Origin of the sequence: Bradyrhizobium sp. AZCC 2262, from assembly GCF_036924535.1 — a bacterium.
Classification (GTDB): domain Bacteria; phylum Pseudomonadota; class Alphaproteobacteria; order Rhizobiales; family Xanthobacteraceae; genus Bradyrhizobium.
In genome coordinates this window covers 6,260,290-6,282,805 of record NZ_JAZHRT010000001.1, presented here as the reverse complement: position 1 = coordinate 6,282,805, position 22,516 = coordinate 6,260,290, and the positions used below count along the sequence as shown (strand labels likewise).

Annotated in this window: 22 protein-coding genes and 1 pseudogene; 14 read left to right on the top strand and 9 right to left on the bottom strand. The window is 60.9% G+C overall.

Going from position 1 to position 22,516, the window contains the following annotated elements; all coding sequences use genetic code 11:
* Nucleotides 1-49: 49 nt before the first annotated feature.
* From V1283_RS29410 to V1283_RS29390, 5 genes are all read right to left on the bottom strand, one after another.
* Nucleotides 50-817 carry an SDR family NAD(P)-dependent oxidoreductase gene (locus V1283_RS29410; protein WP_334390102.1) on the bottom strand — a complete coding sequence of 256 codons (768 nt, stop codon included), beginning with the start codon at nt 815-817 and terminating at the stop codon, nt 50-52.
* Nucleotides 818-847: 30 nt separating this feature from the next.
* Nucleotides 848-1,324 carry a lipocalin-like domain-containing protein gene (locus V1283_RS29405; protein WP_334390100.1) on the bottom strand — a complete coding sequence of 159 codons (477 nt, stop codon included), beginning with the start codon at nt 1,322-1,324 and terminating at the stop codon, nt 848-850.
* Between the two features lie 63 nt (nt 1,325-1,387).
* Nucleotides 1,388-2,026, bottom strand: a complete 639-nt coding sequence (gene pcaG, locus V1283_RS29400) for a protocatechuate 3,4-dioxygenase subunit alpha (RefSeq protein ID WP_334390098.1) — start codon at nt 2,024-2,026, stop codon at nt 1,388-1,390.
* Nucleotide 2,027: 1 nt separating this feature from the next.
* Entirely contained in the window at nt 2,028-2,753 is a 726-nt protein-coding gene (pcaH, locus tag V1283_RS29395; RefSeq protein WP_334390097.1) for a protocatechuate 3,4-dioxygenase subunit beta, read from the bottom strand.
* A gap of 160 nt (nt 2,754-2,913) precedes the next feature.
* Complete coding sequence (locus V1283_RS29390) at nt 2,914-4,317, bottom strand: MFS transporter (protein ID WP_334390096.1); 1,404 nt, start codon at nt 4,315-4,317, stop codon at nt 2,914-2,916.
* Nucleotides 4,318-5,394: 1,077 nt separating this feature from the next.
* On the opposite strand from V1283_RS29390, the gene V1283_RS29385 reads away from it, so the two are divergent.
* The 12 genes from V1283_RS29385 (at nt 5,395) to dhaK (ending at nt 15,436) form a co-directional block, all read left to right on the top strand.
* The gene (locus tag V1283_RS29385) at nt 5,395-6,726 is read left to right on the top strand and encodes an ABC transporter substrate-binding protein (protein WP_442895892.1); all 1,332 of its coding nucleotides are present in this window, start codon (nt 5,395-5,397) and stop codon (nt 6,724-6,726) included.
* Nucleotides 6,727-6,835: 109 nt separating this feature from the next.
* Entirely contained in the window at nt 6,836-7,795 is a 960-nt protein-coding gene (locus V1283_RS29380) for a carbohydrate ABC transporter permease (RefSeq protein ID WP_334390095.1), read from the top strand.
* Nucleotides 7,792-8,745 (top strand): carbohydrate ABC transporter permease, encoded by a 954-nt coding sequence (locus V1283_RS29375; RefSeq protein ID WP_334390094.1) that lies wholly within the window; start codon nt 7,792-7,794, stop codon nt 8,743-8,745. The genes V1283_RS29380 and V1283_RS29375 overlap by 4 nt, the downstream gene beginning before the upstream one ends.
* A complete protein-coding gene (locus V1283_RS29370) occupies nt 8,742-8,954 on the top strand; it encodes a hypothetical protein (RefSeq protein WP_334390093.1) in 213 nt (70 codons plus the stop codon). Before V1283_RS29375 ends, V1283_RS29370 begins: the two co-directional genes overlap by 4 nt.
* A 5-nt stretch (nt 8,955-8,959) precedes the next feature.
* Nucleotides 8,960-10,057 carry an ABC transporter ATP-binding protein gene (locus tag V1283_RS29365; protein ID WP_334390092.1) on the top strand — a complete coding sequence of 366 codons (1,098 nt, stop codon included), beginning with the start codon at nt 8,960-8,962 and terminating at the stop codon, nt 10,055-10,057.
* A complete protein-coding gene (locus tag V1283_RS29360) occupies nt 10,050-11,057 on the top strand; it encodes an ABC transporter ATP-binding protein (protein WP_334390091.1) in 1,008 nt (335 codons plus the stop codon). Before V1283_RS29365 ends, V1283_RS29360 begins: the two co-directional genes overlap by 8 nt.
* Entirely contained in the window at nt 11,054-11,668 is a 615-nt protein-coding gene (gene dhaL, locus V1283_RS29355) for a dihydroxyacetone kinase subunit DhaL (protein ID WP_334390090.1), read from the top strand. The genes V1283_RS29360 and dhaL overlap by 4 nt, the downstream gene beginning before the upstream one ends.
* Entirely contained in the window at nt 11,665-12,066 is a 402-nt protein-coding gene (dhaM, locus tag V1283_RS29350; protein ID WP_334390089.1) for a dihydroxyacetone kinase phosphoryl donor subunit DhaM, read from the top strand. Before dhaL ends, dhaM begins: the two co-directional genes overlap by 4 nt.
* Nucleotides 12,059-12,373 carry an HPr family phosphocarrier protein gene (locus tag V1283_RS29345; RefSeq protein WP_334390088.1) on the top strand — a complete coding sequence of 105 codons (315 nt, stop codon included), beginning with the start codon at nt 12,059-12,061 and terminating at the stop codon, nt 12,371-12,373. The genes dhaM and V1283_RS29345 overlap by 8 nt, the downstream gene beginning before the upstream one ends.
* Before the next feature lie 5 nt (nt 12,374-12,378).
* The gene (ptsP, locus tag V1283_RS29340; protein ID WP_334390087.1) at nt 12,379-13,977 is read left to right on the top strand and encodes a phosphoenolpyruvate--protein phosphotransferase; all 1,599 of its coding nucleotides are present in this window, start codon (nt 12,379-12,381) and stop codon (nt 13,975-13,977) included.
* Entirely contained in the window at nt 13,974-14,405 is a 432-nt protein-coding gene (locus V1283_RS29335; RefSeq protein WP_334390086.1) for a hypothetical protein, read from the top strand. The genes ptsP and V1283_RS29335 overlap by 4 nt, the downstream gene beginning before the upstream one ends.
* 41 nt (nt 14,406-14,446) lie before the next feature.
* Nucleotides 14,447-15,436 (top strand): dihydroxyacetone kinase subunit DhaK, encoded by a 990-nt coding sequence (dhaK, locus tag V1283_RS29330; protein ID WP_334390085.1) that lies wholly within the window; start codon nt 14,447-14,449, stop codon nt 15,434-15,436.
* 959 nt (nt 15,437-16,395) lie between these two features.
* On the opposite strand, the gene V1283_RS29325 is transcribed toward dhaK, so the two are convergent.
* The gene (locus V1283_RS29325) at nt 16,396-18,228 is read right to left on the bottom strand and encodes a tetratricopeptide repeat protein (RefSeq protein ID WP_334393416.1); all 1,833 of its coding nucleotides are present in this window, start codon (nt 18,226-18,228) and stop codon (nt 16,396-16,398) included.
* Nucleotides 18,229-18,642: 414 nt separating this feature from the next.
* Nucleotides 18,643-19,491, bottom strand: a pseudogene (locus V1283_RS44820) (AAA family ATPase); the annotation flags it as partial.
* A gap of 458 nt (nt 19,492-19,949) precedes the next feature.
* Between V1283_RS44820 and V1283_RS29310 the strand changes: the two are divergent.
* Both V1283_RS29310 and V1283_RS29305 read left to right on the top strand, forming a co-directional pair.
* Entirely contained in the window at nt 19,950-20,138 is a 189-nt protein-coding gene (locus tag V1283_RS29310) for a hypothetical protein (protein ID WP_334390084.1), read from the top strand.
* 47 nt (nt 20,139-20,185) lie between these two features.
* Nucleotides 20,186-20,914 (top strand): sulfite exporter TauE/SafE family protein, encoded by a 729-nt coding sequence (locus tag V1283_RS29305; RefSeq protein WP_334390083.1) that lies wholly within the window; start codon nt 20,186-20,188, stop codon nt 20,912-20,914.
* Between the two features lie 974 nt (nt 20,915-21,888).
* Here the strand turns inward: V1283_RS29305 and V1283_RS29300 are convergent.
* Together V1283_RS29300 and V1283_RS29295 are read right to left on the bottom strand one after the other, a co-directional pair.
* Nucleotides 21,889-22,155: a helix-turn-helix domain-containing protein gene (locus V1283_RS29300; RefSeq protein ID WP_334390082.1), complete on the bottom strand. Its 267-nt coding sequence runs from the start codon at nt 22,153-22,155 to the stop codon at nt 21,889-21,891.
* 131 nt (nt 22,156-22,286) lie between these two features.
* Nucleotides 22,287-22,514, bottom strand: a complete 228-nt coding sequence (locus tag V1283_RS29295; RefSeq protein ID WP_334390081.1) for a hypothetical protein — start codon at nt 22,512-22,514, stop codon at nt 22,287-22,289.
* Nucleotides 22,515-22,516: the final 2 nt, after the last annotated feature.

Here is a 22,516-nt window from a genome sequence, read left to right as displayed (position 1 = left end):
ACATCATCCTTGCTTCGCTGAAGCTTTGAAGTCCGTAAGAAGCCACCATTCAAAGGGTCGAAACGACGTGGCCGCCGTCTGCGACGATCACGCTTCCGGTCATGTAGGAACCAGCCTGCGAAGCCAGCAGCAGAAGCGGCCCCTCGAGTTCCCGCAATTCGCCAAGCCGCCGCTGCGGAATCCGCTTGATGAGGGCCTCGCCCGCGGCCTCCCGAAAGAAATCGTCGTTGAGTTCGGTTTCGAAGTAGCCGGGCGCAAGTGCGTTCACACGAATGCCATAGCGCGCCCATTCCAACGCCAGCGCCTTCGTCATTTGTACCACGCCGGCTTTCGAGACGGCATATGGAGCGACGGAACTTGCGACCCGCAGGCCAAGGATCGAAGCCACGTTGACGATCGAGCCCTTCACCTCATGCGCGACCATTCGTCGTCCAACTGCTTGCGCGACCAGCCAGACTCCTTTCAGATTGGTATCGATAACCTTGTCCCAGTCTGCCTCGTCCTGCTGCAGGGCCGGTCGGGTCGCCGTCACGCCGGCGTTGTTGATGACAATCTCCACCGGACCGAAGTGTGCTTCGGCGGCGTCCAACGCGGTCTCAATGCTCGCTGCGACAGTGACATCCATCACGACGCTTTGAGCCTGGCCTTTGGCGTTGCCGATATCTTCGACGGTCTTTGCCAACGCTTCGGCACGGCGCGCACCGACGGTTACGCGCGCCCCTCGCGCGGCAAGAAATACCGCGAAAAAACGTCCGAGGCCGCTCGAGCCGCCCGTAACCAGCACATGCGCTCCCTCGATTGTAAATGGATCATTCATCGCAAATCTCTCGCGGATAGAAGCGTGGCATCAGGACACCTTGTCCCAGACGAGAATCGACCGGCCCATGGTGCCATCCAGATAGCTCTTGTACGGAGCGGTCGTGATCGTCAGGGTATTCGCCTCCAGTACGAAGTGCCGGATCTGGTTGGTGCCGGTCCATGCCTGATTCCAGGATGTGTCGATGTGATGAACCACGACATTTTCTCCCAATGAGAAAGTGCCGGCATAGGCGACCATGGTACCGAGCAATTGAACGCCTTCTTCGTCAGTAGGCACCACGTCGCGAGGCGCCACGCGGTCGTCGCGCGTGAAGATGGCGTACATCCTGCCGTCCGGCGCATAACCGATGTAGCCGTCCGGTGCTTCTCCGAACTGGTTGTGCCGTTGGCCGTCAGACAAGCGCTCGCGAACATAGGTTCGCAGCCGCCAGGTGCCGAGCACGGGGCAATTGACCGGTGGCTTGCCGGGCCTTACCGAGGCTAGGATCTGCTCGTCCGTCGCCATATCATCTTCCTCCGTTGGTGGTTGGTCCAAAACCCATCTGTGCCGATCGTCGGCGCAGTCACTTCAAACATCGAAGAACACAGTCTCCCGATCGCCCTGAAGATAAATGTCGAACGTATAGACGAGCGCACCGTCGCGTTCCGATCGCGGCGCTATCAATGTTTTGCGCCGTTCCGGTTGCTCGATAATGTTCAGGACCGGATCATCGGAATTCGCCGCTTCCTCGTCGCCAAAATACATGCGCGTAGCGAGGCCGATATTGATGCCGCGAGAGGCCAGCCAGAAATTGACGTGAGGCGCCATCGCCTTGCGGCCCTTACGGCCCGCCACGCTTCCCGGCTTGATGGTGCGGATTGTGTAAAGTCCGGTGGCGAAGTCCGTTCCGGTCCGAGCCCACCCGCGGAAGTTATGGTCGATTGTCTTGTTCTGCATGTCAGCCGGATGATTGTATCGCCCGGCCGCGTTCGCTTGCCAGGTCTCCACCAGGACGTCCTTTGTCACGTGGCCGGCGCCATCGAAGATTCGTCCCTCGATGATGATGCGTTGGCCCACGACATCCGGACCGGCGATATCGCCGCTGAAGTTGTTTTCGAAGATTTCAAAGCCCGCTTGTTCCGGTATGAGACCGATGTGAACGTAGGGGCCGGCCGTTTGTGACGGCGTCTCCGGCAGATAGGAAGGAATGAAGGGGGGCGGTGTCATGTCAGCTTCCCTGAAGCTTGTTTTCGAACAAGGTCTGGCGGCGCCCGCGCAACACAATATCGAAGCGGTAGGCGAGGCACTCCAGCGGGCGCGATGCGTTGAGGTCGAGCCTTGCGGTCAAACGATCTGCCGCCGACTTGTCGGGGATGGTTGCGATGATGGAATCGTGGGGGATGAGCAGATCGCCTTCGAAATACATCTGGGTTATCAGTCTTTGCGCAAAGCCGGTTCCGAACACCGAAAAATGGATGTGGGCCGGCCGCCAGCTGTTGATGCGATTTCGAAACGGATATGCGCCAGGCTTGATCGTCCGGAAGAAGTAATAGCCCCGCTCATCGGTCAGCATCCGGCCGCAGCCACCGAAATTCGGGTCGATCGGCGCGATATAGGTGTCGTTGCGGTGACGGTAGCGTCCGCCGGCGTTGGCCTGCCATACCTCGACTAGCGTGTTGGATACCGGCTGGCTATTGCCGTCGAGTACGTAACCGTGAACGATCGTCTGCTCGCCGATCGCCTCGCCCTGTTTGGCATAATTGAGGACGAGATCGTTATCGAGCGGACCGAGTTCGTCAGGCGAAAATATCGGGCCGGTTACCTCCGATAGCGAATTTTGCAGAGACCAAAGCGGGATGCGCGGTGAGCGCAGTACGCTCGTCTTGTAAACGGGCGTGTGCGCCGGAGGATGAAGATCGCGATCGCGTTGGTGAAACTCGGCTTGGGGTGTCATGCTGCCGTAGTCTCTCGTGTCTGGTTAAATTATCGGGAGCCAGCTGCCGCCTTCGTTCGGTTTGCTTCGATGGCGGCAGCTTCACATTTAGGCACGGTACACCGCGCAATCGCTGCGACGTTGCGGCTTTTCCCTCGTCTCTTCGGGTCTCATCCAACCATCACGTCAGAACAACAGCTGCTCCACTTGCGGCCTGAGCCCGCATCCTCTCATAGTCTGCCTTCGGCATTGGAACAGCGCCGGGATTTCCGAGATCATTGATGTTGATCCGATAGGTTTCCCGGGCAGTCACAGCCGCCAGCGCTGCGATCACGGTAATAGCGAAGGCGATTGCTCCGACGGTGAGGGGGATGTTGGTCGAGCCCGGAGGCGCCACGATTGCAAACAGCGCAGGAAGCAGAGCCGTGATCGTTGTCCCGATGTTCTGGGATATCGCCATCGCCGAGACCCGGGTTCGCGTCGGGAATAGTTCGGGGTAGAAGCTCGGGAAGATGGCGTTGTAGCCCTGGTAGACGACGCCCCACATCAACAGCGATATGAAGATTGCCAGCGGCACATTGTGGATGCTGATCGCGTAAAGATAGCCGAACGCAAGCAATCCGGAAGAGAGGGCGCCGACGATGATCGGCGGTTTGCGGCCGACCTTGTCCGACAGGTTGCCGACGAACGGGATGACGAACACGGCCAGCATGTTGCCGAGAACCGGAATCCACAGGTAGACATCTTTTTCGAAGCCGATGCCGTATGCCGGTTGGACCGCATAAGCCGCGCCGAATATCGTGGCGACCACCGGGATAACGTTCATGAGCGCCATGCAGACGACACGGATCATGTCTCTCCAACTGTGCTTGACGGCCTGGACGATCGGCGCTCTCGGAACGTTGCCCTCCTTGTCCTCCTTGGCAAAAGCCGGCGTCTCGTCAACTTCACGACGGATGATGTAGCCGGCGACGATGACAAAGAAGCTGAGCAGGAAGGGTATCCGCCAACCCCAGCTGTTGAACGCCTCGGTAGGCATGTAGGCTGCCAGTGGCAGGAAAACCGCCGCCGCAAGAATCTGTCCGGCCTGTACGCCTTGCAGCGTAAAGCTCGCATAGAATCCGCGCCGGCCAAACGGAGCATGTTCCAGGATCATTGAGCTGGCTCCGGATATTTCTCCGGCGACGGCGAAGCCCTGGATGAGGCGCAAGATAACGAGAAGCACCGGCGCCAGTATACCGACCTGCTGATACGTGGGCAGGAGGCCGACTGCCATCGTGGAGATGCCCATCAGGAACATGCAGAGGATCAACACGGTTTTTCGGCCGTGGGTGTCGCCCCAGTGCCCGAGAAAGAATGCGCCGATAGGCCGTGCAACGTAGCCGACGCCGTATGTCGCAAGCGAAGCGACGATGGCGACGGTAGGATTCTCCGATGGGAAAAATATCTGCGGGAATACCAGCGACGCTGCCGTCGCATAAATAAAGAAGTCGTAGTATTCGAGCGCCGATCCAATCCAGCCGCTGGCGGCGGCCTTCTTCGACTGACTCTTATCGTGTTCGCTTTGAGCTGGTGAACTTGCCACGTTGGTTTCTCCCAATTGTGTTTGCTGAAAGTCCCTTGACGGGCTTCTTCGAAAAATTGCATGCAACGAGCCGAGCGCTTGTTGCGTCTCGACTTTCCAGTTCGCGTATTGACGGTTGTGCATTTCACTATCGACCTGGACTGCGCCGCCGGTCGAATGCCGCGCCACGATAGTTCATCGACGAAATAACACAATTACTCTGTTATTCGAGAAACATAACACAATGTTAAGTGCCGCTTTGCGCGACCTGGAGCGTCGTTGGCCTGAGATACCCGCTTTGATAGAAATCAATAAGCGCAGATTTTTTAATCGCGCCTGAAGCCAGCTGGCGTGTCGCAACGTGAGCGACGGGAAGTAGTGATGTTTTCTCGTGGCGGATTTTCTTATGGCTACTTGCGAAGAAGTGGCCGACACCGCACACGTTGGGATCGGGTATTGTGCGAGTCCTCGGCACGAGGTCTGAACCGCAAGTTCGATCTCGAACGGATGGGCTCGAATTGCAGGAGCAGCAAATTGACGCGTTTCTGGTGTGGTGAGCCAACAGGCCGTTTCTGGTGCGAAACTGGTGCGGATGCTCGGTTCGCCATTCGAACGATGCGCGATCGCCTCGCGCCCCCAAGTTGCCACGTTGTCGCGAGCAATCCGGAATATCGATGGGTGACCGCAGCGGACTGTGAACTGGCGCAGCAAAATGAATTGCGTTGATATTGGAGCGCCAGCGGGCCGCGCGAATCCGCCGCCCAAAGCGTCTGAGCTAATTGCTTTGTGAGCTTTGCCCCGGCTGCCACAAGCAAGCGGGGAAACCACGATAAGGGACACTGGCTTGGGATCCGGCTCATTTCGAGCCCACATCGCGCCTGGCAGCGACAGCTCACTTGCAATGTTTAGTAAATCGTGCCTAACTAAACAAATCGAGCTTCGCCGGTCCTTAAGAATCCGGGAAAGCGCGAGGAAACGTTAGTTTAGTGAATCAAACCGTCACGGACTGTGTCGCACTGCTCGAAGCATTCGAGCGGGCAGGAACGCCGCGCCATGTCGATGGCGGGGCTCAAATGGAGGGAAATGCGCATGAACACGATGAAGGCGCTTCTTGTTGCAGGCGGTGCCCTTGGCGCCGTGCTCGGTAGCGGAGCTATGACCACGCCCGCGCAAGCCCAGGGCAAAACCATCACGCTGTGCTGGGCCGCTTGGGACCCGGCCAACGCACTGGTCGAACTGTCGAAGGACTTCACCACCAAGACCGGGATCGGCATGAAGTTCGAATTCGTGCCCTGGACCAACTACGCCGACCGCTTCCTCAACGAACTCAATTCGCGCGGTTCGCTGTGCGACCTCCTGATCGGCGATTCACAGTGGATCGGCGGCGCCGCCGAGAACGGCCAATACGTCAAGCTGAACGATTTCTTCAAGAAGGAAGGCATCAGCATGGACGACTACATGCCGGCTACCGTGGTCGGCTATGCACAGTGGCCGAAGAACACGCCGAACTACTGGGCGCTGCCGGCGATGGGCGACGCGGTGGGCTGGACCTATCGCAAGGACTGGTTTGCGCGGCCCGACGTGCAGAAGGACTTCAAGGCCAAATATGGCCGTGATCTCGCCGTGCCGAAGACGCTCGACGAACTCCGTGACATCGCGCAATTCTTCCAGGGCCGTGAGATCGACGGCAAGAAGGTCTATGGTGCGTCGATCTATACCGAGCGCGGCTCGGAAGGCATTACCATGGGGGTTTCGAACTATCTCTACGACTACGGCTTCAAATACCAGGACCCCAACAAGCCCTATGCGATGGACGGCTTCGTCAACTCGCCGGGTGCCGTCAAGGGGCTCGAAGCCTACAAGGAACTGTACAAGTGCTGCACGCCGCCGGGCGCTTCCAACTCCTACATGTCGGAAGGCCTTGACGCCTTCAAGTCCGGCCAGGTGGCATTGCAGATGAACTTCTTTGCCTTCTTCCCGGGTCTTCACAAGGATCCGAATGTCGGCGGCGACAAGATCGGCTTCTTTTCCAATCCCGCCGCCACCACCCGGGCAACCCAGCTCGGCGGACAGGGAATCTCCGTGGTTTCCTATTCCAAGAACCAAGGCGAAGCGCTGCAATACATCAAATGGTTCGCCGGCGGCGACGTGCAGAAGAAGTGGTGGGCGCTGGGCGGCTATTCCTGCGCCAAGTCCGTGCTGAACGACCCAAGCTTCCCGGACAGCGCCCCGTTCGCCAAGGAATTCCTGACGTCGATGGGCATGGTCGTCGACTTCTGGGCCGAGCCGTCCTACGCCCAGCTCCTGCAAGCCGAGCAGAAGCGCGTCCATGACTACGTGGTCGCCGACAAGGGCACCGCGCAGGAGGCGCTCGACGGGCTGGTGAAAGACTGGAAAGCCATCTTCAAGGAAGAGGGCAAGAAGTTCTAGGATAGCGGCCTGGAGCGCGGTTCGCTCGCGCTCCAGGCCATTCTTTCCGGGAATACCAGGACTTGCTTCAGTCGCCGACAATAGCGGCGCATCAGGACCAGTCGACGCCATGAACGATTTGAGTGCCTCATCGCGGATTACTTACGGCGCCGTGCCCGTGCAGGCCGCCGTGGTGCGTCGTATCCGGGGCTTGTCCGACAAGGTGCTCGCATGGCTGTTCATCACCCCGACGATCGTGCTGCTGCTGGCGATCAACATCTTCCCGCTGGTCTGGACCATCTATCTGTCGTTCACCAACTATCGGGCCAACCGGGCCAATGCCCCGGTGAAGTGGCTCGGGATCGATTGGTATCAGACCATCCTGACCGATCCGGACATCTGGGCGGCGATGCAGGTGACGGCCCATTTCGTGTTCTGGACCGTCGTCATCGAAACCGTGATCGGATTTGGTCTTGCTTTCCTGATCGACAAGAAATTCCGCGGCCACGGCATGTGGACGACCATCATTCTGCTGCCGATGATGCTCTCGCCAGCTGTGGTTGGCAATTTCTGGACGTTTCTCTATCAGCCGCAGATCGGGCTGTTCAACTATGTGGTCGGCTTTCTCACGGGCCGCTCCGCCTCGTCGTTCCAGATGCTGGGTGATGTGACCCTGAGCCCCTGGGCGATCGTCATCGTCGACGCCTGGATGTGGACGCCTTATGTGATGCTGATCTGCCTTGCCGGCCTGCGATCGATACCGGACTACATCTATGAGGCGGCGGAGGTCGACCGCGCATCGAAATGGCGGCAGTTCTGGTCGATCACGCTGCCGATGGCGTTGCCGTTCATCATGCTCGCCGTGCTGTTTCGCGGCATCGAGAACTTCAAGATGTTCGACATGGTCAACCTGCTCACCGGGGGCGGGCCGGGATCGACCACGGAGGTCGCCTCGATCACGCTCAAGCGCGCGGCGTTCGAGAGCTGGCGGACCGGCTATTCGTCGGCGTTTGCGATCATTCTTTTCGTGACGGTGTTTGGTCTCGCCAACATCTATGTCAAGGCGCTGAACCGGGTGAAAAGCCGATGAGCATCGCCAACACAGCCCATTCCGTCGTCGAACCATCACCCAATACAAGGCGATTGGCTGGTTCGCTCGTGGTTCTCTACGCCGTGATCACGATGATTCCGTTGGTCTGGATCGTTCTCACCTCGGTCAAGTCGCCGGACGATGCGATCTCCTATCCGCCCAAGGTCTTCTTCACGCCGTCGCTCGAAGGCTTCTGCAATCTCTTCACCACGCGCTCGCGCCAGACGCCGGAATTCATCCGCACGCTGGGACCGCCCCAGGGAACGTGCGATGAAATTGCTCGTAGCCGCAACATGGTTGTCGCCGGACCGTCGAATTATGTGCCGCGCTTCGTCAATTCTTTGATCATCGCCTTCGGCTCGACGGTGCTCGCGGTTGCTCTCGGCACGTTGTCGGCCTACGGGTTCTCGCGGTTCCGCGTGCCGCTGAAGGACGATCTGCTGTTCTTCATCCTGTCGACGCGGATGATGCCGCCGATCGCGGTCGCGATCCCGATCTACCTGATGTACCGCACCATCGGGTTGTCGGATACACGGCTAGGCATGATCCTGCTCTACACCTCGGTCAATGTCTCGCTCGCCGTCTGGCTTCTCAAGGGCTTCATCGACGAGATCCCGCGCGAGTACGAGGAAGCGGCCATGATCGACGGCTACACGCGCTTTCAGGCCTTCGTGAAGGTGGTGCTGCCGCAAGCAACGACAGGGATCGCGGCAACTGCGATCTTCTGCCTGATCTTCGCCTGGAACGAGTACGCCTTCGCAGTGCTCCTGACCTCCGGGAACGCACAGACAGCGCCGCCCTTTATTCCGATCATCATAGGCGAGGGCGGGCAGGACTGGCCCGCGGTCGCCGCCGGCACCACGCTGTTCCTGGTGCCGATCGTCCTATTCACGGTGCTGTTGCGCAAGCATCTGTTGCGCGGCATTACCTTTGGAGCCGTTCGCAAATGAGCCTCGGTGCAAACTCCTCCATGACGGGCCGCCGCTTGACGGACAGAATTCTGCGGCGCGGTCCGCTGGAAGCCGTCGCGACGGCGATCATCGCCGCCGGCGTCTTCATGCTGATGCAGCCGTTTTCGCTGACACTCTATTCCTGGTCGTTCGCGACCACGCTGCTCGGTACCGTGATGTTCACCATCGTTTCGAAAATCAGGGAGTAGGGAGGATGGCACAGATCAAGGTCGAAGCGCTCGACAAGTCGTTCGCCGATTTCCATGCTGTCAAGGCTGCCAGCTTCACGGTGGAAGATGGCGAGTTCCTCTGCCTGCTCGGACCTTCGGGCTGTGGCAAGACAACGACGCTCCGCATGATTGCAGGGCTTGAACTGCCGACGGCCGGTACCATCCGGCTTGACGGCGAGGACGTCACGATGAACCGCGCCTCGGCGCGCGATATCGCCTTCGTATTCCAGCTCTTTGCCCTCTACCCGCATATGAACGTCCGGCGCAACATCGGATTCCCGTTAAAATGCGAGGGCATCGGCGCGGCCGAGTCCGACCGGCGGGTCGTGGAGGCCGCGCGGATCCTGCGCATTTCGCACCTTCTCGACCGGCCGGTGTCGGGTCTTGCCGGCGGCGACCGGCAGCGTGTCGCGCTAGGGCGGGCGATCGTGCGCAAGCCGAAATGCTTTTTGATGGACGAGCCGCTCGGCGCACTCGATACCGAAATGCGCGAGGCGATGATCCGTGAATTGCGTGCGCTGCACGACCGGCTCGGAGCGACCACGGTCTATGTCACGCACGACCAGCTGGAGGCCATGGCGATGGCCGATATGATCGCCGTGATGAACAACGGTGTCGTCGAGCAAGTCGCGAGCCCGCGCGACATCTATGATCGGCCTGCCTCACTCTTTGTTGCAGATTTCATTGGCTCGCCGCCGATGAATTTCCTGCCGTTCCGCGGCGACCTGCAAGCCGGCGCGCGGGCGATCCGACTCGGCGAGCGCGATGTTGCCATCCCCGCGGCGCGCGAAGGGCTGCCGGAGCGCGATCTCGTTCTCGGGGTCAGGCCCGAGCATGTGCGCTTCGCCGATCTCGGCGCCGTGCGGGGCGAAGTCTACGGATCGGAATATCTCGGCACGACGCAGATCGTGACGGTGACGACGCGCTATGGCGCGCTCAAGGCCCGGTCTCCCGCCAGCGTGTCATTTCGAACCGGGCAGAATGTCGGGCTCGACTTTCGGCCCGATACGCTGTCGATCTTCGACAAGACGTCCGGCCGGGCGATCCGCACTGCGTTGCATGACGGAGGCACGCATGGCTGAGGTCGAAATCAGGGCGGTCTCCAAGGCGTTCAAGAAGGCACAGGCGGTCAGCGATCTGTCGTTGACGGTAGGAGATGGCGAATTCGTTGCCTTGCTCGGGCCGACGGGGGCCGGCAAGACGACGACATTGCGCCTCGTTGCCGGACTGGAGATGCCGGACCGCGGTTCGATCCGGATCGGCGGACGCGACGTCACCGGGGACGCGCCGGCCGATCGCGACGTCGCCTTCGTCTTTCAGCAATATTCACTGTACCCGCACCTTACCGTGTTCGAGAACATGGCGTTTGCGCTGCGTGCGCCGATCCGTCGCGTAGCGGAGGCCGAAATCCGCGCCAGGGTGCGGGAAGTCGCGCGCCTGCTTCACATCGAGACCAAGCTGGAAAACAAGGCAACCCAGTTGTCGGGCGGACAGATGCAGCGCGTCGCGATCGGCCGGGCCCTGGTACGGTCGCCCGCGATCTATCTGATGGACGAGCCGCTCTCATCGCTGGATGCCAAGCTGCGCGGTGAAATGCGGCTTGAACTCAAACGCATCCAGACCGATCTCGGCGCGACCATCCTCTATGTCACCCATGATCAGACCGAAGCCATGACCATGGCTTCGCGCATCGGTGTCATCGAGGCCGGGCGACTGATGCAGATCGGTACGCCGCGGGAGATCTACGAGAACCCGATCAACGCCCATGTCGCCGCGCGGCTTGGGCAGCCGGCGATCAACCTGTTGCCGGCGGCTCTCTTTGCCGGCGCGCCGGTCGGGGCCAGGACCATCGGCGCTCGCACCGAGCACCTGACCATCGCCCGCGGTGGCGGCGACGTGTCGGCGACCGTCACGCGGATCGAGCATCTCGGCGACCAGAGCCACCTCCACCTCGATCTCGGCGGCCAACCCGTCGTGACGCTGTCCGACCCTGAAGCAAGGCTCGGCGCCGGGGACGTCGTGTCGCTCCAGCTCAAGAACCCGCTGTTCTTTGACGCGGCCGGTGTGAGGGTCGCGGCATGACTCTCGATAGGGAAGCGAGGGAAAGACTGGTGCGGGCATTGGCGGCGACGGTGATCGCGCACGCCGAGGAGTTGACTAGCCTCGACCAGGCGATCGGCGACGGCGATCATGGGTTGAACATGAAGCGCGGCTTCGAGGCCGTGCTCGCGACGCTGCCTGGCCTTGCAGATAAATCCTTGCCGGAGATGCTGAAGGCGATCGGCATGACGCTGGTGATGAAGGTTGGTGGTGCATCCGGACCGCTGGTCGGCACCTTCTTCATGGAACTTGGCAAAGCCCTTCCGGACGAGCCGGCGCGTGCCGATCTCGTCGCGGCGGTGGGCAATGCGATTGCGGCGGTCAAGACGCGCGGACGTTCGGAGGCGGGGCAAAAGACCCTGCTGGATGTCCTGGTGCCGGTGCAGGCCTTACTTGCTGGCGGCGGTGATGCGAGGGCGATCGTGGCCGAGGCGGCGCAAGCCGCCGATCGCACAGTGCCGATGCTTGCGACCCGCGGTCGGGCATCTTTCCTCGGCGAAAGATCCATCGGCCATATGGACCCTGGGTCGCGTTCGGCGTCCCTATTGATCAGTGCAGCGATTGCGGCACTGGAATTCGAGGCAACTTCATGAGCAATTCAAGTTCCGGCAATGTCGGCATCGTCATCGTTTCGCATTCCTCCAAAATCGCGGAAGGCGCGGCGGATATGGTGCGCCAGATGGTAGGCAACGCCGTGCCGCTCGGCTGGACCGGCGGCGATACCGATGGCGGGCTCGGCACAAATGTCGCCGGCATCCTCGAAGCGATCGAAACGGCATGGTCGCCGGCAGGCGTGGCGATTCTGGTCGATCTTGGCGGTGCGGAGACTAATTCGGAAATGGCTGTGGAGATGCTGGCTGAAGATCGGCGCGCGCGCGTCGTTGTCTGCAATGCGCCGGTGGTTGAGGGTGCCGTGATCGCCGCGACCGAGTCCTCGGGCGGTTCGTCGCTCGCCGCGGTCAAACGTAGCGCGGAGGAATTCTATGCATGATGTCAACGCCAGCCGGGCGGCCAACGCCTTCGCGCCGCTGACGGCCTCGGCGGTTCTCGTCAACGCCGTCGGTCTTCATGCGCGGCCGTCGGTCAAGCTCACGCAGTGCGCGAAAGGCTTCGCAGCGAAGATCGAATTTGCGCTTGCGCCGGACGGGCCCTGGACCGATGCGAAGAGTCCGGTGAAGGTGATGCGCGTCAAGGCACCGCAGGGAGCGACGCTGCATTTCCGCGTCGCCGGCCCCGATGGCAAGGCAGCGCTTGCTGCCGTGCTTGCGCTGGTGCAAGACGGTTTCGGCGAGGCCTGATCGCGGTGGCAGAGATTCATCTCATCGGTCGTGCTGCCTCGCCGGGTCTCGCGATCGGACCGGTCACCATGCTGACTGCGGCTGTGGCCAGGCGAACGGCGAGCGACGATCCCGCGCAGGAGGCGGCGGCACTGCGGGCGGCGATTGAAGGCGCGAGGGCGGAGATCGCCGAGCAGATCAAGACGATTCAGGGCGAGGTGGCCGACATTCTGGAATTCCAGGTCGCCATGCTTGAAGATGATGCGCTGGCGGTTGCGGCATATGAGGTCATCTCGGTGGGGATCACGGCCGACCATGCCTGGCGCTTGGCACTCGATACAGAGATCGATGGCTATCGCAGCGCTGAAGATGAATACTTCCGTGCCCGTGCCGCGGATATCATCGACATCCGCGACCGCGTGCTCGCGCATCTGAGCGGCGTGGACACCGTCGCCAGGATTGCCGGTGGCGCGATCGTTGCGGCCGACGACATCACGCCTTCCGCCTTTCTTGCCGCCGACTGGACGCGGGGCGGCGCCATCGCGCTGGCCGGGGGCTCGCCTTCCTCGCATGTTGCGATGTTGGCGCGCGCGCGGGGTGCACCCATGGTGGTTGGACTCGGCCCGTTACCGTGGAACGGTCACCCGCCGGCGCTGGCGCTGGTCGATGGCGATTCCGGCACCGTGATCTTCGATCCCGAGCCGGAGACGCGCCGCCTGTTCGAGCAGCGCATGGCGACCGCGAACGCCGCGCAAGCCGCCGCCGAGATCGGCCGCGTTGCGCCGGCCTGCACCGCCGACGGCCGGCGCATCGCGGTTCTGCTCAACATCGCCGCCCCTGAAGACCTTGCGGGCCTCGATCCCGAGATATGCGACGGCATCGGCCTCGTGCGCACCGAATTTTTGTTTGAGGCATGCCATGGCTTGCCGGACGAGGACACGCAATACGACTTCTATCGGCGCATTCTCGACTGGGCCAGGGGAAGGCCGGTGACGATCCGCACCCTCGATGCCGGCGGCGACAAGCCAATTGCCGGTGTGACCATCGATGGTGAGAGCAATCCGTTTCTCGGCCTTCGCGGCATTCGCCTCTCGCTGGCGCGGCCGGAAGTGTTTCGCGTGCAATTGCGGGCATTGGCGCGTGCGGCCGTGCACGGGGTGCTGAAAGTAATGCTGCCGATGATCGCCGTCCCCTCGGAACTCGATCGCGCCGGCGCGATGCTCGACGAGGAGGTCGCCGCACTCCAGGCGAAAGGGGTCGCCTGCGCTCGCCCACCGCTCGGCATCATGATCGAGGTTCCGGCGGCGGCACTCTGCGCCGAGGATTTCGGGGCCGCGTTCTATTCGATTGGTTCGAACGACCTGACCCAATACACGATGGCGGCGGCGCGCGATATCGGTGCGGTCGCCGACCTCAACGACGCGAGCCATCCGGCGGTGCTGGCGCTGATTGCCCGCACCGTTGAGGCCGCCCGCAAGCGCGATGTCGAGGTCTCGCTGTGCGGCGACGCCGCGGCCGACACCCGCTTGACTACGGCGCTGCTGGCGACCGGCTTGACGACCCTTTCGGTGGCGCCGGTGACCGTAGCGCGGCTCAAGGCGGCGATCGCAAAGGTAGGTTCATGACGGACGAAACAGCCGAAGACGCCCGGGCACCTGGCGACAGCAATGTTGCCGACTACAAAGCCATCCTGCGCCGGGTGCTCGACAACCGGCCGTCCGGGACCAGGCTCAAGCTTGCGGCGGCGCTGGGCAAGAACCGCTCTTTCGTGACCCAGATTACCAATCCGGCCTATCTGGTGCCGATTCCGGCGAAGCATGTCGCGATCATTTTCGAAATCTGCCATTTGTCCGGTACCGAGCGTGCGGCCTTCCTGCAAGCCTACGGACGCGCGCATCCTGGCCGGCTGCGAGCACCCCATCGTGAGGCGCGCACGCGTACCATCGCGGTGACGGTGCCTGACCTCGGCGACGACAAGAAGAACCGTGCGCTCGAACAACTCGTGATCGATTTTGCGGCGCAGCTCGCGCGCTATGCCGAGAGCGTCGGCTGACGGACTGATTCGAACCGCAAATAAACCATCGGGAGGGCGTTATGAAAAAGCTGATCAACGGCGCCGATACGGTACTCGAAGAAAGTCTTGACGGCTTTGCGGCCGCGCATGCGGATATCCTGCTGCTTGGTGCCGAGCGCAAATTCGTGCGCCGCCGGTCGTTGAAGCCGGGCAAGGTCGCACTGATTTCAGGCGGCGGTTCGGGGCATGAACCGCTGCATGCGGGGTTTGTCGGCCGCGGTATGCTCGATGCCGCCTGCCCCGGCCAGGTCTTCACCTCGCCGACGCCGGACCAGATGGTCGAGGCCGCCGAGGCCGTCGATACCGGTGCGGGCGCTCTCTTCATCGTCAAGAACTACGAAGGCGATGTGATGAACTTCGCCATGGCTGCCGAGATGGCCGGCCGGGAAGTGGCGAGCGTGGTGACGAACGACGACGTAGCGGTCGAGAAGTCGACCTACACGACTGGTCGCCGCGGTGTCGCGGGGACGCTAATCGTGGAAAAGATGGTCGGCGCGGCGTCCGAGACCGGAATGGCGTTGGCGGCTCTCAAGGCGCTCGGCGACGACGTCAACCAGCGCACCCGCTCGATGGGCGTGGCGCTCATGCCGTGCACTGTGCCGGCGGCGGGACGGCCGAATTTCACGCTGGCCGACAATGAAATGGAAATGGGGGTCGGTATTCATGGCGAGCCCGGCCGGCGCAGGGTCGCGCTCGTTCCCGCCGATGCGATTGCGGCAGAGCTGGGCGAGGCAATCCTCAAGGATCTTGCGCCGAAGCCGGGCAGTGAAGTGCTGCTGCTTGTCAACGGGTTCGGCGCAACGCCGCTGATCGAACTCTATCTGATGGTCAACAGTGCCAGGCGAATTCTGGACGGTGCGGGGCTCAAGGTGACACGTTTCCTGACCGGGTCCTACGTGACATCACTCGACATGGCCGGCGCCTCGATCACGGTATCCGTGCTCGACGACCAGGCAAAGGAGTTATGGGATGCGCCGGTGCACACCGCAGCGCTCCGCTGGGGAGGCTGATCCGATCTCCCGGCCATTGTTGTCAGTTATTTTGGCTCATGACTCCGTCGATGGACGAAGAATGACACCTTGCGGCGGCTGTCTTCGAGGAAATCATTTCACCTGATTGCCGGAATATTTCATCGGCAATGTCTGAAGGTGGGCACAACACGGACCCATGCGTAACACGGTCGACCGTTGATAGGCAGATCGACGATGGAAGCGCAAATCGCTGTTCGGCTGTTTGGTGCGACAGGGCCGTCGATTCTGCGACCGAGTGGAAAAGCCGTAGCCCGATCGGACGTGACGCCCTAGCTTAGAGGCCATGGGGACCATGACCACGCGGGACGATAGATTCGTCCCACTGATTTGCCCGACGTGTCAAATGCCGCGGCTTCGCCGGCATAGCTGCCGGCGATCGCCATTTCTACTGTGCATGGGGTTGTTTTCGATATTTTGGTTGAGAGCGAGAGACCGGCACGGGTCCGCCTTCGCCCTGCGAGCTTCGGCGCGACGGCCTTGGCTCGCTTCGCTGAGTGCTCTCGGCACAGGCTTGCCGAGCCGAAGCTCGCGAAGCGAGCGAAGGCTGGTGGGCCCGGCAGGACTCGAACCTGCAACCAGACCGTTATGAGCGGCGGAATATCGAACAAGTTCGTTGATTTTGTTGTCTTTTCGTTTGAATTCGATGGCGCTCGTTGCGCTTTGGTTGGAGCGTTTCTGGTGCGAAACTGGTGCGGTTCATCTGGAGGTCGATTACCCGAGGCTTTGTGCTTAAGAATTCCGCTTCCGGATCAACGCGGACAATCCTTGGTTCATCGAGGTTCGCCTTGGGCCCAAAAGCAGACGTCAAGTGCGGATGATGCGTGTGCACTTTGAATGCGAAGCCGGCGTTCGCTTTGGCGGTACTCCAATGCGACGCACAGCCCCGCTGGCCGGTATCGAGGACGTCAGTCCCAAACGCGTGTGGCAAGCCCCGTCGGCTAAGCGGGCCGCGAAGGCAGCGAGGTCATCGCTTCCAGTTGCGCTGTTCGCGTTGCCAACACAGCGAGCAAGCTCTTGTGCAGGCAATCCTCGGGTTCGAAATTTTGCGCGAGCCTTCGGACGGTCTCGACAAATCGCAAGCGATACGTCGCGGCCCTGTCGATGTCTCCGTACTTCGCGAAGATCTCGGCGGCCGTGCGGTACACCCGCCAGGAAGCGATCGGGAAGTCGGCATTGTCGACGATCTCCAGCGCGCGGGACAGGTGCAACTGAGCCTCCGCTGAATCACCCAAGCCAAGCGCCGTACGCGCGAGCAGTCCGTGGGCCTGGGCCAGGTGATTGAGATCTGGAGCCGATGCCACATAGTCGTGGAGCTGGCGCGCACAGCTTTGAGCCTGCGTAAAGTCGTCAACCTGCAAGTAATATTCGCCGAGGCAATGATACACCTGCGTCGCGGCGGTAAATTCGATGTCGATGCCTTCTTCATGCCTGCGGCGCTCAATATCGTCAAATTGCCTGCGAGCTCCCGACGGATCGTTCAGGCCGACATAGGCCTTCGCAAGGACGGCCCGCTTGTGGAAATAGGTCGACTGATCGCCGACCAGCAGACTATCGTCGACGCTTTCGCAGAGCTCCCGGGCTCCATCAAAATCCATCGCTTCGACGTGCAACCACGCAAGCGTCAGCCGGCACAATGCGCTGCTGGGGCCGTTCGCGTTCCTGACGGCCAGTTCCAGGCCAGCCGTGATTTCACGTCGCAATTCGCGCCATTCGCCCAGATGGATGAGCGCGATTGATTCAAGAACGTTGAACAGAACAAAAGTGTAGACGTCGCCAGCCAAACGCGCCAATCGCTTTCCTTCCGTGCCCGCGCGGCGGCACTCCTGGTACCGCGACCTCCAGCAATCAACGATACCGGATATTCCATTGCGTCTGATCAAGATGCCATAGTTCGTGGCACTCGCACTCAGCTCGATCGCCCTGTCGCAGAGCGTGGCGTCCTGTTGGCGCCAGCCATTGAGGAAAAGGTTGACGCTCGCGCTGCTGCCCTGGATCAGAGCCTTGAATGTGTCGTCGGCAAGCGCCTGGCTTCGCGACAGTACGTCTTCAGCGGCCTCAAGGCAGGCGTGGCGATCCACGCGCAAGCAGAGACTGCTCACAGCCGTGAGGCCGTTGAGCTGTTGCTTGATCTCGCCCGCCTGTTCGGCGCACGCAATCATGTCTCGCAGATCGCGGATGGAGCCGACGAGGTCGCCGCACGAGCGAAGAGCCCAGCTTCGCTGCCGCAGAAGAGCGACGCGAGCTGAGAATTCGTCGGCAGCATCGAAACGATCAAGTATGCCAAGCGCGCGGGTGAGATAGCTTGCGGCCTCCGCATGGCCGAGGCGTTTCGTCGAGCTCTCTGCCGCTTCCCGGAGGTAGCGCAACGCGTTCGGAAATTCGCGACCCTGCTCAAAGTGAAGTGCGAGCACGGGCGCTATTTCAGGAGTGCGGCCGGCATGGGCCTCCTCCAGCCTCTTGCCCAGGCGCTTGTGCGTTTGTGCGCGGTGTCCCGGCGGCAGATTCTGGTAAATGATATTCTGATAGAGAATGTGACGGAAAGCGTAGGAGCCCGAATATGTTCCATCGGGCCACTCGGAAACCCCCGAACGAACAAGGATATGATCCTTCCGGATCAATGCTTCGATGTCCCTTTCAACGTCGATCGCATCATCGGACAGGCCGGCTGCAACGAGAGCCGCAGAAAAATCTTCGCCGGCAACGCTGGCGACATCGAGCAGACGTCGTTCGTTGTCGGTGAGGCGGTCGAGTTCATGGCCGATCATGTTCAAGAGGCTGTCTGGAATGCGATCTTGAGCAAATGCCGCCTGCGAAGACAGGCGCCATCGGCCGTCCATTTCGACGATCGACTCCTGGTCGATGAGGTGTTTGAGCAGCGAGGCAACGAACAGAGGGTGCCCCAGCGTCCGCTCGAATACCGGCTTTGACAGGCTCGAGGCCAATTCCGCGTCGTCGAAGCGCAATGCGAGATAGCGCTCGACCTCCGAGTGCGACAATCGATCGAGGCGCAATTCGCTGCAACATCCATGAATCTCGAGATCACGATGCAGGCGACGGATCGGATGCCCGTCCGCGGCGCTGTCGGCTGGACGATAGGAGCAAAGGGCCAGCACGCGCGCCTTGCCGTTCGCGCGCGCGAAGCGAGACACCACGTCAAGCGTCGCGAAGTCGCTCCAATGCAGATCTTCGAGAACGAGGACCCACGGGCGGCCGGCGCTCAGCGCTTCCAGAAGATCGCAAAACTCCCGCAGCATCCGCTCGCGCGTCGCACCGAACACCTCATCCTGGAAAGCCGCGCGTTCCGATGCGTCGATGGCACCTGGCAATTGCAATATCCAGGTGGGCGCGTGCGCGCGAACGGCCGAAATCAGTTCCGGGCCGTTCGCCCGATAACGGTTCACCAGCGCATCGATGAGTGGCAGGAAGACTTCGTCCGTTCCAAACCGTTCGGTGCAGCGTCCATAGAGCAGGTCGAAGCCCTGTTCCGTCAATCGCTCGATCGCCTTGGCGATGAAGGCCGTCTTGCCGATCCCGGCTTCTCCCGTGACAAAGGCCATTTGCCGTTGACCGGACAATGCGTGCCGCGTCATCCGGTCGATCGTCTCGAAGGGGGCTGTCCGGCCCACCAGGCTGGATATCTCGACCTTCGGAGGTGCGACCGCGCTCTCGACCTCCTTGGCTGCTTCGCGCACCGCGCCGATAAAGCGCACGCCTTTGCGCGGCAAGGTCTTGATTAGTCGCTGCGCCTCGCCGGAATCGCCTATTCCCGTGCGGGCTGCGTTGATGCGGGTCGTGAGCGATGACTCCGAGACGATGCGACCGCCCCAAATTGCACCGATCAGATCGTCCTTGGTCACCACCCGGGCTCGGTGGCGGATCAGATACGCGAGGAGGTCGAAAACCTGAGGCTGCAACGGAATCGGAGATCCGTCACGGCGCAATTCCCGCTGGTCGGTGTCGAGAACGAAATCGTCAAATAAATACAGCAAAACAATGCCTTCGCAGCAGCGGTGAGGTGGATATTCAACCGGCACGCGGGCCCGAAATCAAGGACATCCTTCAAGAATCAAGGAAACGATAAGGACAAGTTAAGCTCGCGTTAAAGCGTGGCCCGGCGTCCCGTTCGATACTTCCAGCCGCATCCAGTCACTCACATACGGTGTTCGTGTCATGCGCATGGAAGAAAAGGCACGGCGCCTCACTCGCGTGTTCTATGGGTTGTTGTTTCACAAGATGTTTCAGTCGATCGCGGCATCGTTCGTACCATTGTTTGACAGCAGAGCTTCAACCAGGAGTGATGCATCATTTTCAGCGAATTTGTTTGCTGCCTCCGAGAGGTCTTCTCGAAAGGAAGGCTCGTTTGGGCGCCTCCTTCAAGCGTTGCACTATTCGCGACGGCTGCAGGCAGGGCGCACCCTTCGACAGTATCGTCGCCTGATCGACGATAGGTGGCACCAGTTTGACTCTCGGTCAGATGTTGGAGGACGTGACGATGTCGCTCAGTGAAACGTCGTCCGAACGCAAACGTCAGATTTCGGCACCGGGCGAGAATAGGCTGCTGGCAACGATCGCCATCTGCTTTGTCATTCTGCACATCCTTGCGGCCACGATATTGACCTCCGCCCGCCAGAGCGACGCCGGGGCAGCGCCCGAGTCGCCCGGACTGTCGTCCGGCGACTAATCGCCAAGCTGTTATTCCAGGATATTATCCACCGGGAGGGTTCGCTCATGGGCGACATGGCGTCGTTTTGCCTGCTCAGTATCGCCGTGTTTTGCGGCGCCTTCGTCTCGGGCCTCGCGGGCTTTGCCTTTTCGGCGGTGGCCGGCGCGATTCTCCTTCACGTTCTCCCACCACTGGAGGCGGTCCCGCTGATGATGGCCTGCAGCATCACCGTGCAGGCCACGAATCTTTGGGCGTTGAGAAAAAGTATCCGCTGGAAGCAGAGCTCGGTATTGATCGTCGGCGGATTGCTTGGCGTCCCGATCGCCGTCTGGTTGCTGCAAGCTGCAGACGCGCGGATCTTCAGGGAGAGCTTTGGTCTCGCCATCGCCTGTTATGCAGTCTACACGTTATTCCGGCCGGTGCTTTCTCACCGCCTGCAGATGAATGTGGGACGCAATGCACTAATCGGCTTCGGCGGCGGCTTTGTCGGCGGGTTGACGGCAATGCCGGGTGCAATACCGACCATATGGTGTGACATCCACGGCGTGCCAAAAACTGAGCAGCGCGGGCTGGTTCAGCCTTTCATTGCTGCCATGCAGATTTTCGCGCTCGTGCTGATGTTGTTACAAAATGATTTGTCTTCGAAGGTCTTGGTAAAGTTCGTCGCCAGTATTCCGGCACTGCTTGCCGGCGCGGCGCTGGGGATTTTCGCTTTCCGCCGTGTCAATGAAGCGTCGTTCCGGCGGATCATCCTCACCATGTTGCTATTTTCTGGATTGCTGCTGGTCTTGTAGTTACGCCAGTCGCGCCTCTGGTTACGATGGCAGCCATTCGAGCACGTACGGGCTCGCTTTACGTCGGCTTCGGGTCAAACGGTGACCTCGTGCGAGCAAAGCGGACACTTGCGAGCGGCCGTTCATTGGCAGCACAAACACGCTGCTTCGGCCTTTTCTTGCGATAAAGCCCGTCGTAGCTACGATCGATTGGAAAGGCCATCGTAAGATCCGAATATGGAGCGGTAGCTTGATGGTTCGCTGAAGCAGAGCAACAAGCGACGATGGAATAGTGCCGCTGATTTGCCCGACGTGTCAAAATGTTTTCGCCGGATCGCTCGAGGCATCGACCGCGTGGCTACTTTGCATGGGGTTGTTTTCGATATTTTGGTTGGGAGGGGCGTCGTTCACCTTGCAGCTGCCTTCCGGAGATGATCGCAGGGTGGCTTGCCGAGCCGTAGCTCGCGGGCCGCGCCCGCCTTCGCCCAAGTGGGGCTTCGGCGCGGCAGCCTCACTCGCTTCGCGAGCGAAGGCTGGTATTTTGGTTGGGAGGGGCGTCGTTCACCTTGCAGCTGCCTTCCGGAGATGATCGCAGGGTGGCTTGCCGAGCCGTAGCTCGCGGGCCGCGCCCGCCTTCGCCCAAGTGGGGCTTCGGCGCGGCAGCCTCACTCGCTTCGCGAGCGAAGGCTGGTGGGCCCGGCAGCGGCCATATGAAGCTACTTTTCTTGAGGGGTTTCCTGGTCTTAGCAAAATGTTGATTCAACGAGTACCAACAAAGATACCAACAAAGTTGCCAAGGGGAAGAAGATCGGTCCGCCGCCCCTACGCGCAGTCGCCAGCGGCGCTCAGGTCGTCCATCGCGTCCGATCGAACTACGAAGGCAGCTCGATCGCTATCAGTCGGAAAAGTATTTTTTGAAGTTGGTCCGGCACGAGCAGCTCGATTGTCGATGCCACGGCGAGCTGTAGGTCAATCTTGCATTTCGGCGCAAATATCTAGCGATGCCCGTGATCGACCTGGCTCTCATCCGATTCGCTCAGGTGCCGAAGCCGTGCCATAAACGCGGCAAGGTCGGCAGCGTAAAACAACGTCTTCTTGCCGAACTTGACGCGTTTGAGGTCACCTCGTTTGACCGCTGCGTACAGCGCAGTGCGGCCGATACTGAGCAACTCAAGTGTCTCGCCGACCGCGTACGCTACTTTCGTGAAGCCGAGGGCCGAAGGGTCGATCGGATCAACTCCGGTGCTCTTATCGTCGTCCACACTCGACACTGCCTTGTTCGTCGAAACGTGGTCATGGGATGTGCGAGGGTGAGCCATGGTACGCATTGTGTCACGCGCCTTGGCTTAAATGAACAGCCCAAGTCTGCGCTACGCTACGCTATGGCGTCCTCTCAGTGGGCGGTGAGACTGTCCTGTTTGGCCTCAAGCTCGGTCAGCCGGTCGGACAGGGCGCGGTGCCATCCGCGTTGCTCGATGACGAGCACGATCTCCGCGATGGGCTTTCGCGGCTTAGGCAAGCTTGGGCGGGTGGATTCCGATGAGCTTCGGCGCTGGCGGTTGAGCCGATTGGTTTCCTGCGTATAGGTGCGCATGGCCTCGGCGGCGATCTCCGGCGTCATCA